The organism is Burkholderia sp. Bp9012 (assembly GCF_003853825.1).
Taxonomy (GTDB): Bacteria; Pseudomonadota; Gammaproteobacteria; order Burkholderiales; family Burkholderiaceae; genus Burkholderia; species Burkholderia diffusa.
Genome location: NZ_QTQA01000003.1, coordinates 363,296 through 379,933 on the forward strand (window position 1 = coordinate 363,296; position 16,638 = coordinate 379,933).

The 16,638-nt window shown below is 66.7% G+C and carries 16 protein-coding genes and 1 pseudogene; 9 read left to right on the top strand and 8 right to left on the bottom strand.

Annotated elements, in window-relative coordinates; genetic code table 11:
* Positions 1-65 precede the first annotated feature (65 nt).
* The 3 genes from DIE11_RS05850 to DIE11_RS05860 all read right to left on the bottom strand — a co-directional run bounded on the left by DIE11_RS05850 (position 66) and on the right by DIE11_RS05860 (position 3,930).
* Complete coding sequence (locus DIE11_RS05850) at positions 66-1,319, bottom strand: DUF2957 domain-containing protein (RefSeq protein WP_124622166.1); 1,254 nt, start codon at positions 1,317-1,319, stop codon at positions 66-68.
* 71 nt (positions 1,320-1,390) lie between these two features.
* Positions 1,391-3,004 carry a DUF2957 domain-containing protein gene (locus DIE11_RS05855; RefSeq protein WP_124622168.1) on the bottom strand — a complete coding sequence of 538 codons (1,614 nt, stop codon included), beginning with the start codon at positions 3,002-3,004 and terminating at the stop codon, positions 1,391-1,393.
* Between the two features lie 629 nt (positions 3,005-3,633).
* On the bottom strand, positions 3,634-3,930 hold the full coding sequence (locus DIE11_RS05860) for a cupin domain-containing protein (protein ID WP_059600270.1): 297 nt from the start codon (positions 3,928-3,930) through the stop codon (positions 3,634-3,636).
* A gap of 429 nt (positions 3,931-4,359) precedes the next feature.
* Here DIE11_RS05860 and DIE11_RS05870 point away from each other — a divergent pair, with 429 nt between their 5' ends.
* The 3 genes from DIE11_RS05870 (at position 4,360) to DIE11_RS05880 (ending at position 6,926) form a co-directional block, all read left to right on the top strand.
* Positions 4,360-5,304 carry an ABC transporter ATP-binding protein gene (locus DIE11_RS05870; protein WP_059600271.1) on the top strand — a complete coding sequence of 315 codons (945 nt, stop codon included), beginning with the start codon at positions 4,360-4,362 and terminating at the stop codon, positions 5,302-5,304.
* 5 nt (positions 5,305-5,309) lie between these two features.
* Positions 5,310-6,080, top strand: coding sequence for an ABC transporter permease (locus tag DIE11_RS05875; RefSeq protein ID WP_121856849.1), 771 nt, complete (start codon positions 5,310-5,312; stop codon positions 6,078-6,080).
* 144 nt (positions 6,081-6,224) lie between these two features.
* Positions 6,225-6,926 carry an MBL fold metallo-hydrolase gene (locus tag DIE11_RS05880; RefSeq protein WP_059600272.1) on the top strand — a complete coding sequence of 234 codons (702 nt, stop codon included), beginning with the start codon at positions 6,225-6,227 and terminating at the stop codon, positions 6,924-6,926.
* A 42-nt stretch (positions 6,927-6,968) separates the two neighbouring features.
* On the opposite strand, the gene DIE11_RS05885 is transcribed toward DIE11_RS05880, so the two are convergent.
* A complete protein-coding gene (locus DIE11_RS05885) occupies positions 6,969-7,199 on the bottom strand; it encodes a hypothetical protein (protein WP_124622170.1) in 231 nt (76 codons plus the stop codon).
* A gap of 366 nt (positions 7,200-7,565) precedes the next feature.
* Here DIE11_RS05885 and DIE11_RS05890 point away from each other — a divergent pair, with 366 nt between their 5' ends.
* The 4 genes from DIE11_RS05890 (at position 7,566) to DIE11_RS05905 (ending at position 10,632) form a co-directional block, all read left to right on the top strand.
* A complete protein-coding gene (locus DIE11_RS05890; protein WP_059600274.1) occupies positions 7,566-7,997 on the top strand; it encodes a YciI family protein in 432 nt (143 codons plus the stop codon).
* Between the two features lie 132 nt (positions 7,998-8,129).
* On the top strand, positions 8,130-8,936 hold the full coding sequence (locus DIE11_RS05895; RefSeq protein ID WP_124622172.1) for a DinB family protein: 807 nt from the start codon (positions 8,130-8,132) through the stop codon (positions 8,934-8,936).
* Entirely contained in the window at positions 8,933-9,664 is a 732-nt protein-coding gene (locus tag DIE11_RS05900) for an alpha/beta fold hydrolase (protein WP_124622174.1), read from the top strand. The genes DIE11_RS05895 and DIE11_RS05900 overlap by 4 nt, the downstream gene beginning before the upstream one ends.
* A 119-nt stretch (positions 9,665-9,783) precedes the next feature.
* Positions 9,784-10,632, top strand: coding sequence for an alpha/beta hydrolase family protein (locus DIE11_RS05905; RefSeq protein ID WP_124622175.1), 849 nt, complete (start codon positions 9,784-9,786; stop codon positions 10,630-10,632).
* A gap of 81 nt (positions 10,633-10,713) precedes the next feature.
* On the opposite strand, the gene DIE11_RS05910 is transcribed toward DIE11_RS05905, so the two are convergent.
* Together DIE11_RS05910 and DIE11_RS05915 are read right to left on the bottom strand one after the other, a co-directional pair.
* The gene (locus DIE11_RS05910) at positions 10,714-10,944 is read right to left on the bottom strand and encodes a hypothetical protein (RefSeq protein WP_059600278.1); all 231 of its coding nucleotides are present in this window, start codon (positions 10,942-10,944) and stop codon (positions 10,714-10,716) included.
* Between the two features lie 280 nt (positions 10,945-11,224).
* Positions 11,225-12,130, bottom strand: a complete 906-nt coding sequence (locus tag DIE11_RS05915) for a hypothetical protein (RefSeq protein ID WP_059600279.1) — start codon at positions 12,128-12,130, stop codon at positions 11,225-11,227.
* A 78-nt stretch (positions 12,131-12,208) separates the two neighbouring features.
* Between DIE11_RS05915 and DIE11_RS05920 the strand changes: the two genes are divergently transcribed.
* Positions 12,209-12,547 (top strand): helix-turn-helix transcriptional regulator, encoded by a 339-nt coding sequence (locus DIE11_RS05920; protein ID WP_044844401.1) that lies wholly within the window; start codon positions 12,209-12,211, stop codon positions 12,545-12,547.
* A gap of 602 nt (positions 12,548-13,149) precedes the next feature.
* Positions 13,150-15,096: a Xaa-Pro dipeptidyl-peptidase gene (locus tag DIE11_RS05925; protein WP_124622177.1), complete on the top strand. Its 1,947-nt coding sequence runs from the start codon at positions 13,150-13,152 to the stop codon at positions 15,094-15,096.
* Positions 15,097-15,252: 156 nt separating this feature from the next.
* Here the strand turns inward: DIE11_RS05925 and DIE11_RS05930 are convergent.
* Together DIE11_RS05930 and DIE11_RS05935 are read right to left on the bottom strand one after the other, a co-directional pair.
* Positions 15,253-15,528 (bottom strand): annotated as a pseudogene (locus tag DIE11_RS05930) (M28 family peptidase); the annotation flags it as partial.
* Positions 15,529-15,679: 151 nt separating this feature from the next.
* Positions 15,680-16,609, bottom strand: coding sequence for a 2-hydroxyacid dehydrogenase (locus DIE11_RS05935; RefSeq protein WP_124622179.1), 930 nt, complete (start codon positions 16,607-16,609; stop codon positions 15,680-15,682).
* Positions 16,610-16,638 lie beyond the last annotated feature (29 nt).

Consider the following 16,638-nt stretch of genomic DNA (forward strand, 5'->3'; position numbering starts at 1 on the left):
CCCCTCATTCCATCCGGGCGCCGCGCAGCCATGCGCGACGCCGCCGTGTCTCCATCCGCGTGTGATCACTGCACGAACGCGCCGACCGTGAAGTACGGATTGCTCGTATCGGCCATGTCGAGGAACCCGAACACGCCGCCCGTGAACACGAACTTGCCGGTCGCCGGCCCGGACGCCGCGTCCGCGTGCACGGTCGTCACGACACCCGGCACCTTCTGCGTGTAGTCGAGGTTCAGCGCACGCGTGAGCGCGGCCTGGGACGCGTTGAACGGATCGAGCAGCGTCGCCTGCGCACCGACGAGCGCGGTCGCGCGGTAGTTGAACGCGCTGTCGACGCCCGTGTACTCGCCGTTCTCCGAGCCTTGGGTGATGGCCGTCTGCGGGCTCAGGAACGAGATGCCCGATTCGTCGTCCGCGCTCGGCGGGCCCTGCGTGAGGTCCGCGTTCGCGGCACCCGTGCGGATGAAGACCGGCACGAGCTGATTGCGCAGCTTGCCGACGATCAGGATTCCCTTGCCGCCCTTCGCCGGATCGAGTGCGGCGAGCGTCGGCGGAATCTGCGGCTGGTAGTTCAACGACTGGAGCGCCGGTGCGTCCGGGCGCAGCGTGAACGGCTGGTTCACGGTCGCGCTCGATGCGAGCGGCTGCCCGCCGTTCTTCTTGCCGAAGTTGTCAGTCTCGACGTAGCTGCCGTCCGCGTTGATCGTCACCTGCTGGTCGAGCGCCACCGGCCGGAAGTTCTGCGACGGCACCTGGTGGTAGCCGAGCTGGTTATACGTGCCCGCGATCTTCGTCAGGTCGGTTTCGAGCGACGAGAAGCTGATGAACGGGTAGTACGGGAACGTCGTCTTCGGAATCTTGCCCACGCCGATCACACCGTCGAACTGGATCGTCGCGCCCGGAATCGCACCGCCCAGCACGCCTTCACCGAGGAACAGGCGCGCCGGCCGGCTCGGGTCGAGGCTCGCGTTCTGCATCCGGAACGTGCACTGGTTCAGCTTCACGGTCGGCAGGCCCGTTTCGTCGGCCAGCGTGCCGTCGACAACGTTGGCCGGCGCCGTGTCGCGCGTCGGCTGCACCGTGCCGGTGGCCGTCGGCACCGGCGATGCGAGGTAGGTCATCCGGTACGTCATCTTCGTCGTGTCGAGCTGCACCTTCACGAGTTCGCCCGAGCCGGAGCCGCCGATGAACACAGTGTTGTAGTCGATCGTCTGCGGACACAGCCTGACCACCGGCGCGGGCGGCGGGTCGCCGTCGCCACCGCAGGCGACCAGCACGGGCGCGAGCGACGCCGCGGCCATCCAATTCTTCACATTCATAGGAATCCTCTAGAATTTCGATTCGCCGGCGGCGACGCGTGCGCCGCCGGTGTTCCGTGTTCAGTCCGCCGTTACTGGACGAACGCGCCGACCGTGAAGAACGGGTTGACCTTGTTGTTGTTGACGACCATCGCGTAGATGTTCCCGGCCGTCACGAGCCAGCCGGTGTCGCCCTTGCTGAAGATCGCCACGTTGCCGTTCGCCCCCTTCGCGTTGAAGTCCTGCGACGCCGTGACCTTGATCTTGCCGGGCGTGGCCTGCGTGTAGTCGAGCGCGAACTGCGACGTGACCGACGACGTCTGCGGGTCGATGAACGCCGCGGTGGCGCCCTGGAACAGCGTCGACGTGTAGTTCGCGGCCATTGTCGATACGGCGGTACCGTCGTTGCAACTGCCGGCCTGCGCCAGGAAGAAGGTGCCGTCGAAGGTGCCGGGCAGATCCGGATGCGGGACGTTGTTGTTGAAGCTCGGCCCCGCGGTCGCGATCGCGAACGTCGCGGTGCTGGGTGCCACGACACCGCACGCGGATGCGCTCGTTGCGCCGATGAAACCGCCCTTCAACGAATTGGCGGAGACGGCCGTCGTCCGCGACAGCATCGAAATCCCCACCTCGGCATCGGCGACCGACGCCAGCAGGTTGCTCGCGTCGATATGCGTGTAGCCCACGCGAATCACGACCGGCACCAGAACGCCGTTCAGCTTGCCGACGATCATGATGCCCTTCGCCTGACTCGGCGCGACGATGACGATTGCCGAGCCCTGCCCCGCGAACGGATAGATGAGGGTGCCGCCCGCGTTCGCCACCGCGTGGCTCACGAACACGTTGTCGGACGAGCCGTCCGCGTTCTTGCGCAGCGCCCACGGCGTTCCGGTGGTCTGGCACGAGTAATCGCTGCCTGCCGTGATGGTGCACGAGCCGTCGGCATTGAACGTCTGGTTCCAGTTGACGACGTCGGGTTGCCAGCCGACCGCCCCCGTGCTGCTCTGCGCGCTGCCGCCGACCGGCGACAGGTGGATGCCGAGTTCGTTGTAGTTGCCCGCGACCTTCGAGAAGTCGGTTTCGGTATCGGTGAAGCCGATGAACGGATAGAAATCGAAGGTGCGCGACGGCACGGTGCCAAGCACGATGCCCGGGAACGGCTCGAGACCGGCGAACGCGATCGTTGCGCCCGGAATCCCGCCGCCAACCACCCCGTTGCCGACGAACAGCATCGGCGGATCCGCGCGATTGATCGTCACCGCATACGCGCCGTCGCTCGTCGCGCCGCTGTCGAGCACGAACGCACAGCGGTTCTGCTCGGCGGTCGGCAGATTGGTCGGATGATGGAATGCACCGCTGATCGTCAGGCCCGCGCGCGTGTTGTTGACCTGCCCCGCCGAGGTCGGCACCGACGATTCGATGAACTGCATCTGGTAGGTGAGCTTCGTCGTGTCGAACTTCACCTTCACGTATTCGCCGCTGCCGGCGCCGCCCGTGTAGGTCGTCGTGTAGTCGAGCGAATCCGGACACAGCTTCGTCACGACGGGCGGCGTCGTTTCCGCGCCGCTCGGCCCGCATGCGCTGCCTGAGCACTGCGGCACGTTGATCGGGCCCGGATCGTCGCCGCCGCCGCAACCGGCAACGAACGGCAGCGCCAGCACGGCGCACGACAGGATCGCCTTCCGCCAATCAGGAATGCAAATCATCAACCCCTCCTTTTGAGGTACGACAGGTCTCGCCCGGATGAGCTGCGTGGCCCACCGGTTGGTATCGCGCCGACGCGACGATGCGCGGCACATGACGATGCGCACGATGTGCGCCGCGTTGCCGGTCACGCAAATGCGATCAGGATCGACGTGGCTGGCAAGCGCTATCCGGCGCCGCCGTCATGCGGCAAGGCGCCATCGGGGAAATCGAAATGGAATGGGGTGCGTCGCTACCGCGGCAACGCGATGCGATGACGCGGGCAGCGCGCAATGCGCGGCGCGCCCGCATCCGGCGAAAAGCAGGGAAACGGCAGTGCGGCAAGGCCCTCGGATAGGCATGTCATGTATTGGTCTCCGTACGTACGCTTGATTCGTTATCGTGATGCGTCGTTTGTCGAGACTATGATCGGACGATCCGCACAAGTAAATGGATGCAGAGTTCCAAACGTGCCGAACCGCGCGATCCTCGGTGCGAGCAGGGTGTTTGACAGTTTTTCAAACAGCCTTCAATTTATTTGCTCAGACAAATACCCGGGCTGTATAACGCGCGTTTGAATGTCGGTGGTCGACCTCGCGCAAGGCCCGGCGTGCGGACCTCCGGCGGCCCGCGCGCATGCCGCGGCGCAACCTCACACGTCGATGATCGCGAGCGTGCCGTGACTGCCCGGCAGCACCGCGTGGCGCAAGCCGGCGGCAGCAAGGTACATCTGCCCGGCTTCGACGACGACCGTCTCCGCGTCGACCTCGAGCATCAGCCTGCCGTCGAGCACCAGCAGCCCTTCGTCGTAGTCGTGCACTTCCGCTTCGTACGGCTGTGCGTCCATGCGCAGCACCTTGATCCGTGCCGGCCCGACTTCGCCGACGATCGTGGATTTCCATGCAACGGCCTGCGCGGCCGCGACGGACTTGAAATCGATCAAGGACATGTGCTTCGCTCCGGGACGTGAGAGGAATGCATTATCGCGAGCGCGCCGCATACCGTCCCGGTACGGCCCGACGGCGTTCGAGCGGCACAGTCGGCCTGGTGCCCGCCCCGCTGCCGCGCGCAAGCGCGCTCGCCATCCCGTTGCCCGAAAACCGCGCGCATTGTTCGCCCGATTCGAATAAAGCGCCGCTTTATTGAATGACGCACACACATTTTCCGCAAATCCGACACCGGCATCGCATGACCTTTGCGTCGAAATGCATTTCCATCTTCCGATTGCTAATATGGCGGTCCTGCGATCCCGCACCACAACGCCGTTCGACATGACGCCCGTTCGCCATGCCGCACCCGACACCGGCCGCTTCGCAGCGGCGGCACCGGGCACGCGCGGCGGGCAGCGTCGGACCGACCGGCCGTGCCATCCGTGAGCATGCAACCGATCCTTTCCGTCTCCGACCTCTCCAAGACTTACGCGTCCGGCTTCCAGGCGCTGAAGCACGTGACCCTCGACATCCGCCCGGGCGAGATCTTCGCGCTGCTCGGACCGAACGGCGCTGGCAAGACCACGCTGATCGGCTCGATCTGCGGCATCGTCACGCCGACCGAAGGCCGCGTGACCGTCGGCGGGCACGACATCCGCGATCAATACCGCGCCGCCCGCGAAATGATCGGCCTCGTGCCGCAGGAGCTGACGACCGACGCGTTCGAAACCGTCTGGGCGACGGTGTCGTTCAGCCGCGGCCTGTTCGGCAAGGCCCCCGATCCCGCTTACATCGAGAAAACGCTGAAGGCGCTGTCGCTGTGGGACAAGCGCGACAACAAGCTGATGACGCTGTCGGGCGGCATGAAGCGCCGCGTGATGATCGCGAAGGCGCTGTCGCACGAGCCGCGCATCCTGTTCCTCGACGAGCCGACGGCCGGCGTCGACGTCGAGCTGCGCCGCGACATGTGGAAGCTGGTCGACTCGCTGCGCGAAAGCGGCGTGACGATCCTGCTGACCACGCACTACATCGAGGAAGCCGAGGAAATGGCCGACCGGATCGGCATCATCCTCGGCGGCGAGCTCGTGCTCGTCGAAGAGAAGCGCGAGCTGATGCGCAAGCTCGGCAAGAAACAGCTGACGGTGCAGCTCGAGCATCCGCTCGCGACCGTGCCGGGCGAACTCGCCGCGTTCGGGCTCGAACGCGCGGACGACGGCACCGCGCTCGTCTACACGTACGACTCGCAGCGCGACGACGCGAGCATCGCGAAGCTGATCAACGCCCTCGGCTCGGCCGGCATCGGCTTTCGCGACCTGCACACGACGCAGAGCTCGCTCGAGGACATTTTCGTCAGCCTGATCGACAACCGCCGCAACGGCACACAAGGGGCCTGACGCACATGGCGAACTGGAATCTTCACGGCATCCGCGCGATCTACCGCGCCGAAATGGCCCGCACGCGCCGCACGCTGATGCAGAGCATCATCGCGCCGGTGATCTCGACGTCGCTGTATTTCGTCGTGTTCGGCTCCGCGATCGGCTCGCGCATCAGCGACGTGAACGGGATCGGCTACGGGTCGTTCATCGTCCCGGGCCTCGTGATGCTGTCGCTGCTGTCGCAGAGCATCTCGAACGCGTCGTTCGGCATCTACTTCCCGCGCTTCACGGGCACGATCTACGAGATATTGTCCGCACCCGTGTCGTATTGGGAGATCGTGATCGCGTATGTGGGTGCGGCCGCGTCGAAGTCGTTGCTGCTCGGGTTGATCATCCTCGCGACGGCAGGCCTGTTCGTGCCGCTGCACATCCTGCATCCGTTCTGGATGGTGCTGTTCCTCGTGCTGACGTCGATCACCTTCAGCCTGTTCGGCTTCGTGATCGGCATCTGGGCCGACAGCTTCGAGAAGCTGCAGCTCGTGCCGCTCCTGATCATCACGCCGCTCACGTTCCTCGGCGGCAGCTTCTATTCGGTCGACATGCTGCCGCCCGCGTGGCGCATCGTCACGCTGTTCAACCCGATCGTCTATCTGATCAGCGGCTTCCGCTGGTCGTTCTACGGGCTGGCCGACGTGCACGTGGGGATCAGCCTCGCGGCCACCTCGCTGTTCCTCGCGATCCTGCTCGCGATCGTCGCGTGGATGTTCCGCACCGGCTACAAGCTGAAGAACTGACGCGCCGTGGGGTTGCCCCGGTTCGCGGATCCGGGGCGGCGCTGCTAGACTGGATCGGAAGATCGACTGCCGCCGTCTGCCGCACCGCAACCCGCGGTGCGCGGGCGGTGCGGCTCCCGCCCCTTCCCTGCGCGAGGATCCCCGATGAGCGCCTCCCGAATCGACGCCGTCCGCGACGGCCTGTTTCGCGCCACGTCCTACGTCGACACGCTGAACCTGAGCTTCAGTCAGTTCTTCGTACGATCGTCGCACGGTGACGTGCTGTGCGTCGAAACGGGCACGCGTTCCAACTTCACGCAACTGAGTGCGGCGCTCGACACCGTCGGCATCGCGCCGTCGATGGTCAGCAACGTGATCGTCCCGCACTTCGAGGCCGACGAAATGGGCGCGCTGCCCGACTTCCTCGCGGCCAATCCGGCGCTCGTCGCGTACGGACATCCGATGTGTACATGGGGGCTTGCCGACGTGTTCGGCGTACGCGCGATTCCGTTGAAGGACGGCGAGCCGACGACGCTCTCGGGCATCGACGTCGTGCCGGTCTTCACGAAGCACGTGCATCAGTGGGACGCGCTCGTCGTGTATCTGCCGGCGTACAAGGCACTGCTGTCGTCGGACATCCTGATGCGCTTCGGCAGGGAGGAGACCGACGACCCGCTGCCGGCAATCCTCGACGCGATCACGCGCTCGGACTACCTCCCGTCGCTCGCGCACCTGGCGAGCGCGCTGCGCCGCATCCAGGCGCTCGATCTCGACATCATTCTGCCGATGCACGGCCCGGCGATCACGCATGACATCGCGCGCGTGATCGCCGGTGTGATTGCATATTGCGAGGCGGCCGCGGCGTAACGCACGCGCTGCCGTGTGCGGCCGTCCGTCGTACGTCGCCGGTCAGGCGCCGGTCACGACGAATTCCGCAGCGGCCTTGCTCTGGATCGCGGCCATCACTGCAAGTTCGCGCTTGCTGCGCGGCTCGCCGGATATGACACCCGTCGCATGCTTGGCCTTCGCGCCGAGCGGGAAGAACACGAACGACGCGCCGGCCGGCGCTTCCGGCTCGGCACGCAGGCGTTTGTTCAGAATCTTCAGGTACTTTTTCTTCGAGACTTCCTTCGTTGCCATGGCGCCCTCCACATGAACGTAATGCTGACCAGCATACCAGTTTTGACCGGGGGCTCCGGCACGTCGCCGCACGATCGTCCCGTGCTGGAATCGACCGGGTTGCGCGACTCGCCACGCCGGGCCGCGGCCGGTGCCGGTGCCGTCCGCCTCCGGTTTCACGCGGGCGAATCCTCCACTCCGCGCGCCTCGTCCGTTACGCGATGCTGCCCACGGCTGCCACCTCCCCGTCACCGGTCATCAGAATTGTTTGCGCGCGATGTCGATTCGCGCGCATGTCATGCGTCGTAGTGTCGTAACCGATCGTTTTGCCGTCCGCACGGCAGGCCGATTGCGGATGTTCCCTTTCCCGTTCAAGGAGTAGCGACAATGCGCGTCATGGTGATCGTCAAGGCAACGGCCTTTTCCGAATCGGGCACCATGCCCGATACCGAACTGCTGGCCGCAATGGGCCAGTACAACGAGGCACTCGTGAAGGCCGGCGTGATGCTGGCCGGCGAAGGGCTGCACCCGAGTTCGCGCGGCAAGCGCGTGCACTTCTCCGGCAAGGACCGGACCGTCATCGACGGCCCGTTCGCCGAGACCAAGGAACTGATCGCCGGCTACTGGCTGTGGCAGGTGAATTCGATGGAAGAAGCCGTCGAATGGGTCAAGCGCTGCCCGAATCCGATGCCCACCGAATCGGACATCGAGATCCGCCAGGTCTTCTCGCCCGAGGATTTCGGCGAGGCGTTCACGCCGGAGCTGCAGGAACAGGAAGCACGGCTGCGCGCGGAGATGGAAGGCAAGCGGGACGCATAAGGCTGGCCCGGCCGGGGCGCAGCAGCGCAATCGAAGCGGGTGCCCCGGCCGAATCCTCTGCATAAACGGATTGACGGCGCCTCGCCGTGTAACGTAGCATTTTGACACGTTACACGGCGAGGCCTTGTCGTCATGCATTCCCGTTTTGACCGTTTTCGCGCGACGCCACTCGGCGCGCAGCTCGAAGCCCTGATTACGCAGCCCGCGCGCTATCTCGAATTCGCGGCGCTGTCGCGCGTCGGCGTCGCGGCGATCGGCGCGATCCAGCACGAGATCGCGCACAAATTCCCCGAAATCGAAGCCGATACGACCGCCCGGCAGTTCTGCGGCGCGATGGTCGCCGACGTGATGCGCCGCCACGGGCACGACGTCGTGCAGGCGCGCGGCCGGATCGGCGGCACGCTGTTCAGCTACGGCGCGGTATTCAGCGCGTTTCCGCTGGTGCTGCCGTTCGCCGACGTCGTCGCCGCGCTGGCCGCGATGCCCGACCGGGTCGCCGCGTATGCCGCTCGCGTTCCCGCCGCGCTGGCCACGCGCCGCCCCGCCGGCACGGGCTTCTCGCTCGTCGAACATGCGTGCCACCTGCGCGACCTCGACGCGGTGTTCGCCGAACGCATCGATGTCGTGCGCACGCACGAACTGCCGGTGATCGCGTCCGTCGACGGGACCGCGCTCGCCGCGCAGCGCGACTACCTCGCACAGCCGCTCGACGGCGCGCTCGCCGCATTCCGCGCCGGCCGCGCCGCGCTGTGCGCGTCGGCCGCGGCGCTGCGACCGTCCGAACGCCAGCGCTGCGGGCTGCGCGACGGAATCCGCCGGATGTCGCTCGACGAACTCGTGCGCGAGCTGCTCGACCACGATCGCACGCACGCGCTCGAACTCGACGAACTGCTCGCCGAATTCGAATTGCCGCCCCTTCCGTTGCCGAACGCCCAATGAGCCAGCCCGCTCCGCCCGTCGTCTTCGTTCACGGTTTCATCGGCACATTCGACGTGCCCGGATGGCCAGGCCCGCATCTCGCCCCCGACCTGCTCGGTTACGGCATCCATCGCGACGCGCCGTCCGACGCGATCACGCTCGCCGCGCAAGTCGAGCATGTCCGGCAGGCAATCGACACGCACTTCGGCACGCTGCCGGTCGATATCGTCGGTCACTCCGTCGGCGGCGCGATCGCGATGCTGTTCGCCCACGCGCATCCAGCGCGCGTGCGCCGGATCGTCAACGTCGAAGGCAACTTCACGCTCGACGATGCGTTCTGGTCGGCGTCGGTCGGCCGCATGTCGGCCGTGCAAGCCGACGCGATGCTCGACGGCCTGCGCGGCGATCCGTTCGGCTGGCTGCGCGGCTCGATCGACGATCCGTCGCCACGCCAGCTCGACGACGCGCGCCGCTGGCTCGCGCATCAGCCGGCGTCGACGCTGCGCGCGACGGGACGCTCGGTCGTCGCGACGACGGGCGACCCCGATTATCTGCAGGCGCTCGCCGAAGTATTCGAGCGCCATCCGGTGTGGCTCGTCGCGGGCGAACGCTCGCGTGCGGGCTGGCACGTGCCGGACTGGGCGCTCGTGCGCTGTGCAGGCTTCGAAACGATCGCCGGTTGCGGGCACCTGATGCCGGCCGAGCAGCCTGGCGCGTTCCTGGAGGCGCTCGCACGCTGCCTCGGCTGACGCGAACGGCCCCGGCCGTGCGCCCCCGCCACCTGACAATCCGTAGGTTTCGCCGAAATATGGCTGAAAGGGACGGTTGCTAGAGTCGCCGAACAGGGTTTTCCCGATGCGAGGGCTCCATGAATCTGGTACGCGCGTTCTGGCTACTACTGCTGCTCGCCGCCGCGGGCCCGGCCCTCGCCTATCAGGCGCGGGTCGTCGCGATTCCGAGTGCCGCGATGAACCAGACGCTGAAGGCGACCGTCGTGCTGCCCGACGACTACGCACGCCTGCGCCACGGCCCGGAACGCGGCGTCGAGCGCTTTCCGGTCGTCTACCTGTTGCACGGCTCCGGCGGCGACCACACCGACTGGACCGCGAACACGCACATCGCGGCACTGGCCGATCGCTACCGCGTGATCCTCGTGATGCCCGACGGCGGACACGAAAGCTGGTACATCGACAGTCCGTTCGACTCGGGCAGCCGCTACGAAACCTTCGTCGGCGACGAAGTCGTGTCGTATGTCGACATGCACTTCAGAACGATCGCGACCAAGGGCGCGCGCGCCATCACCGGGCTCAGCATGGGCGGCTTCGGCGCGCTGCGCATCGCGCTCGACCGGTCCGACACGTTCGGCGCGGTCGGCAGCATCAGCGGCGCGGTCGATCCGCGCTGCTGCGAGGACGAACCGGGCATCGACCACGTATTCGGCGACCCCGGCCGCCATCCGTCATTCTGGAACCGCAACGCGATCGTCGAAAACGCGCGCGCGTTCGTCCGCGCACATCTGGACCTGACGATCGACTGCGGCCGCGACGACTCGTTCGTCGGCTCGAACCGCACGCTGCATCAACGACTCGTCGCGCTCGGCGTGCCGCACGACTATGCGGAGCGTCCGGGCGGACATACATGGGACTACTGGGCACACGCGATCCGCTACCAGATGCAGTTCTTCGCGACGTCGTTCCAGCACGGCGGCTACGCGTAGCATCCGGCAGGCGCGACACGGGCGTGTCGCATTTCTCACTCAGCCATACGCGCAAGTGAAGGTAGAAGCCGCGAATCGAGTTCAGTTGCCGTGCGCCGCGTCGGCCCCCACCACGCGATCGAAGAACTCCTGCGCACGCGCCAGTTCGTCGAGCGCGCGATCGAGGCGCGACATCGCACGTGCATATTCGGCCGACGAGACGTCGTCGTCGCTTTCGCCGCGCACCGCGCGAAACGCCTGATCGACGTTGCGCGTCGCTTCGACGAAGCGTTGCGCCGCTTGGGCTTCCCTCGAACAGATGTGGATCGACATCGACACGTCTCCCTCAGGATTGCAGTGTGAAGCAAGCCGACGCCCAGCGTGCGTGGTGCGCATGTCAGCGGCGTGAACGACGGCGAGCAGCCTGTCGGCGCACGAGCCTCCGCGCAGCACGCTTCGTGGCGATTGTCTCGCGACGCTTGCCGATCTGCCACGGCGAATTTGCAACACATTCTTGCGCGCGCCGCGATGGCGGCCACACGCATGCGTGTCGTTGCACGCGCATTCAGCGGTCCTGCTTCACGTCACGCACCGCACATGCGCGGCGCGAACGTCATGCGCGCCCGATACGCGGATGCGCGAGACCGCCGAACGCGGCCGCTTCGCCGGGCGACAGATCGAACAGATCACCGGTGAGCCCGCTCGGATGCTCGGCCGTGGGCCGGCTGCGCAGTCGCGCGACATGCGTGGGCGCGACGTAGGCGGCCGCCGTTTCGATCGGCGGCACGTCGAACAGGTCGCGCGTGACGCCACGCACGGCATCCGTCGGCGAACGGCCGCGCAAGCGCGCGACCAGTTCGACGAAGCGATCGAAATCGCCGGCGCGCGTCGCCTTGTTCACCTCGGCGAGATCGCGCGCCTTCAGCACGCACGGCTGCGCGAGTCGCACGAAATACGGTGCTTCGAGTTCGACCGACAGCGCAAGCGGATAGCTCTTGCCAGTTTGCTCCTTCGCGCGCCCGATGCAATCGACCACGGCCGCGCCCTGCGCGACGCCGAGCGGCTTGCCCGTGCTCACGCTGCGCAGGTGGTCGGGGAACACGCGCAGTTGCGTGCCGACCGTCAGTGCGGTGGACGATGCGCAGACGAGTGCGTAGTGCTGTTCGCGGCGCCGGCCCGACGGCAGCGTCGAGCGGCTCGCGATGAAGGTGTGCGCCGGCAGCGGCCGCACCTGGCCGCTTGCGTCGACCCATGCATTCCACAGCAGCGCGTCCTCGCGCCTGCGCTCGCCGGGCCGCGTGCGCGACGCGACCGGCGAAAACAGTGCGAGCAGCGAACCCGTGCGATGCGCGGCGACTTGCGCGCTGCTGCCGAGCGGCTGGTTGATCCCCCACAGAAAACGCCCGCCCCCGAGCCGGCGCTCCCATTCCTTGCGGAGCACGACGGTCGGCAGTTCCTCGCCGGACTCGGTACCGATCTTCGTCCAGCAGAACGTGGGAGGGAGGTGTTTCAGTGTCATCAACTTTCTCGGGATACAGCCTCGCTGGTGACAGCAAGCCCATTCAACAACCGTAACTGTATAGGTATAATGCATCGCATGGAAGCCCCGGACCATGATTTTCCTGTACAAGACCTGTTGCGCCGTCTGATGGCGGACACGCGCTCGTCCAGCGAAATTGCAAGGCTTTCCGGCGTCAGCCAGCCGACCGTGTCGCGCCTTCGGCTGTCGAACGGGCATCGGCTGCGACGTAGCGCGCCATTCAATAAGCTATGCAGTTTCTACGGCGTCGATACCGGCCCGGCGCGCCGCCGGTACAACGACCTGCTGCGCGACGCGATCGTCGACGCGTGGGACGGCTCCGACGAGCACGGGCGGGCGCTGCTGGTCGTGATTCAGGGGTTGAAGGATCTGCAGGCGAAGGCCGACGACGGCTGACCCTCACAGGCGTTCATGAATGGATGCAAGACTGAAAGCATCCGGCGAGCGGGCGATGGCGAACACGATTCGTCATCGCCCGTTTTGCATCGGACGACGCGGCGCGAAGCGGCGGCAGACGCGCCGCCAGCACACCACGCGCCCCGCATCGACGACGTCTCAAATATTTTTTACTCACAGTTAAAAAAGTTTGACACGCCGTTTTCACTGAGATAACTTTTGCGCAAGCTTCCGGAAAGCAAACGCGAACCGGCAAGCCATCACGATGCGTGGCGCGGCCGAAACCGCCAATCCGTTTCATTCCGTCGCCGCACGCGCATCGCGTCGTGTTTTTCCGCAGCGCAGCACCGCAGCTCGCAACATCCCCGTTTCATCGAATGATGTCGTTCCGCCTCACCTGGAAGGACGCGCGGCATGCGCACATTTACTTTGCAGTCCTGCATGACATGCAGGCCGAAGCCACGGCTTTCCGGCCGGCGCATGTCGTCTGTGATGTCCCGATGGTGCGGTTTCCTTTTCGTTGCATGCAGTAATCGGCCCGGCCCGCAGGGGGCGTATCGCGGAACGGTCGTATCCACACAATCAAAAGAACGAGGTCGGCAATGCAATTTCATTTCAGAGGATCGCGCCGCGCATGGCTACCCGCGCTCGTTGCAGCCGCGACGCTCGCCGCGTGCGGCGGAGATGACGGCGGCAGCGTGGCGGGCGTGTCCGCGCTCGCGCAAGGTCAAGGGCAAAACCAGGATCAGCAGGGTGACAATGCACAAGGGCGCGTGTCGCCGTCCGGCGTCCCGTACGCGAATCCGGCCAGCGGCGGACGCTACAAGCCGGTGATCACCAACGGTCAGGTACAGCCGTCGCTATCCGGCGGCACGATCGAGGAAAACGCGTGGGTCGACACGTCCGTCGACTCCGACGGCGACGGCACGCGCGACCGCATTCACGTGCGCATCGTGCGTCCGTCGGAAACCGCCAGCGGCGCCCGCACGCCAGTCATCGTGCTCGCAAGCCCGTACTATGCAGGGCTCGCCGACAGCCCGAACCACGACGTCGACGTCGAACTCGACGGCACCCCGCATCCGGCCACCACTGCGGCCGCGGCAGCCACCGGCGCCTCGGCGCGCATCATGGCCGCGGTGCCGCAGACGCGCATGCTGCAGCAGCTCGAGGCGGCCGCGGCCGGCCGTTCGTGGATCGAGGGCTACTTCATTCCGCGCGGCTTCACGATCGTCTATGCGGATTCGCTCGGCACCGCCGGTTCCGACGGCTGCCCGACGATCCTCACACGCGACGAATCCGTCGCGATGGCGTCGGTGATCCGCTGGCTCGGCCGCGATGCCGCCGCGAAGGATGCGAGCGGCAAGCCGATCGTCGCGAACTGGTCGACGGGCCACGTCGGCATGTACGGCGTGTCGTACGACGGCACGCTGCCGAAGATGGTCGCAAGCCTGCGCACGCGCGGGCTCGACGCGATCGTGCCGATCGCCGGCCTGTCGAACATGTATGGCTACTACCGCTCTGGCGGGCTCGTGCGCGCGCCGGAGGGCTATCAGGGCGAGGACGTCGACGTCTATATCAAGGCACTGCTGACGAACGCGCATCCGGAGCGCTGCACGCACCTGATCGACGAGGCGTTGCAGCAGGAAGACCGCAAGACGGGCGACTATTCGCCGTTCTGGGCCGCACGCGACATTCCGACCGCGCACGCGGTCGCGCCGGCACTCGTCGCACAGGGGCTGACCGACGACAACGTGCGCGTCGACCAGTCGACGTCATGGTATCTGGCGATGCGGCGCCAGGGCGTGCCGACGCAACTGTGGCTGCATCGCCTGAAGCACACCGACCCGACCCGCGTGCCGGCGATGGCCGATGCGTGGACTGCCGAGGTGAACCGCTGGTTCACGCGCTACCTGATCGGCGTCGACAACGGCGTCGAACGCGATCCGCGCGCGGTGGTCGAGCAGGCCGACGGCACGCTGCTGAAGGAAGCTGACTGGGCCGCGCGGCACGCCACGCCGGTCGCGTACTTCGCGGGCGGTGACGGCACGGGCACCGGCACGCTGTTGCGGCTGCCGAGCGGCGGTCCGCTCGCGCGCTTCACCGACGATGCGTCGATCCCCGCGCTCACGCTGGCGAACGCCGCGACCGGCGAGCATCGCAGCCGCTTCGAGACAGCGCCGTTCGCGGCCGCGACGCGCCTGTCCGGCACCGCAACCGCACGCGTGCGGCTGACCTTCACCGGCGTCGCGAACGTGACGGCACTGCTGGTCGACCGCGCACCGGATGGGTCGGCCACGATCGTCACGCGGGCATGGACCGATCCGCGCAATCGCGTGTCGGACTGGTTCTCGCAGCCCGTACTGCCGGGGATGCCGTATGACCTGAAGCTGACGTTCATGCCGCGCGACTACACGCTCGAAGCGGGTCACAAGCTCGGCCTCGTCGTGCTGTCGAGCGACAACGAGGCGACACTGCGGCCGACGCCCGGCACGGGTCTCGCGCTTGATCCGGCAGGCACGTCCGTGACGGTGCCGCTGGTTTCGTCCTGAGCCGGCGCGGTCCGGCACGACTGACCGCCACGCGCATGCGATCGCGCCCGATCGCATGCGCATGACGCCGGGTGACACGTATCGAAGGCGCCGCGCGACGATGCTTCACCGTCGCACGGCGCCGTTCTTCGTCGGCCACGCGATCGCGTCAGCCATGCGACGCCCCGCACGACGAAAGGCTCGCACGACGGCGAGGCCGGCGAGCACGCCGTAGCAGCCGTCGAGTGCGCCAGCGTTGGTCACGGTGTCGATGTGCGAGCCCATCATCAGCGGCCGCTCGCTGCCGTCGCCGGAGGCGGAACGCAACGTGCCCAAAATGTTGCCGATCCGATCGACCTGAACGTCGAGGTCAAGCTCGCGCATCCATTCGACGACGAGCTCGCGCCCGGCCCGCTCGTCGTCCGTCAGCGCGATGCGCGTCCGGCCGAAAGCCTGACTTGATGGAGGGAAATGCCATTTCAGCAGGATCGATATTTCGACGCTGAATTAGCGGCCACGACGCAATGTTCTCTCCCCTTGGCGGGCCGGTTCATCTTCGTGCCGGTGCGTCCTTCATCCCTTCCGCACGCGGCGGCGGCGCCGCTCACACCGGCGTCAGCACCGGCTCCCCCGCGAAATGCCGCGCGGCGTTGTCGAGAAACTGCTGGACCGAACGATCGAGCGCCTCCGGCGACCAGCCGCCCATGTGCGGCGTCAGCACGATATTGTCGAGCGCCGTGAGCGCGCGCGGCGGCTCCGGCTCGCCTTCGTACACGTCGAGCCCGGCGCCCGAGATGCGCCGTTCGCGCAGCGCATCCGCCAACGCAGCAGAATCGACAACGCTGCCGCGCGACACGTTGACGAGAAACCCGCCCGGGCCGAGCGCGTCGAGCACCGTGCGGTCGATCAGATGATGCGTGCCCGCGCCGCCCGGCGTCGCGACGATCAGGAAATCGGCCCATTGCGCGAGCGCCTCGACACGATCGAAATAGCGATACGGAACATTCTTCGCGGAACGGTTGTGATAACCGATCTCGATGTCGAAGCCGGCCGCGCGCCGCGCACACTTCTCGCCGATCTTGCCGAGCCCGACGATACCGAGCTTCTTGCCCGACACGTTCGGCGGCATCGGCAGCGCGTCGCGCCATACGCCGGCGCGGGTGTTCGCGTCGAGTTGCACGACGTTGCGCACGGCCGCCAGCAGCAGCGCGAACGCATGATCGGCGACACAATCGTCGTTGGTGCCCGCGCCCGTCACCACGGTGATGCCGCGCGCCTTCGCATGCGCGACATCGATGTGCTCGTAGCCCGCGCCGAGCGCGCTGACGAACGTGAGCTGCGGCAGACGATCGATTTCGGCGGCAGTCAGGCCCGTGCTGCCGTTGGTCAACACCGCGCGGATCGTGCTGCCGTGTTCGGCGATCGCGCGCTCGCGTTCATCGGCGAGCGGTGCATGATGGACGTCGTATGACGCGGCGATCTGGCGGTGCGCGTCGCCGCGCAGCGCGATAAGGACCAGCAGCTCAGGCTTCATGTCAGCAAATGTCCGCAGGCGGGGGAATG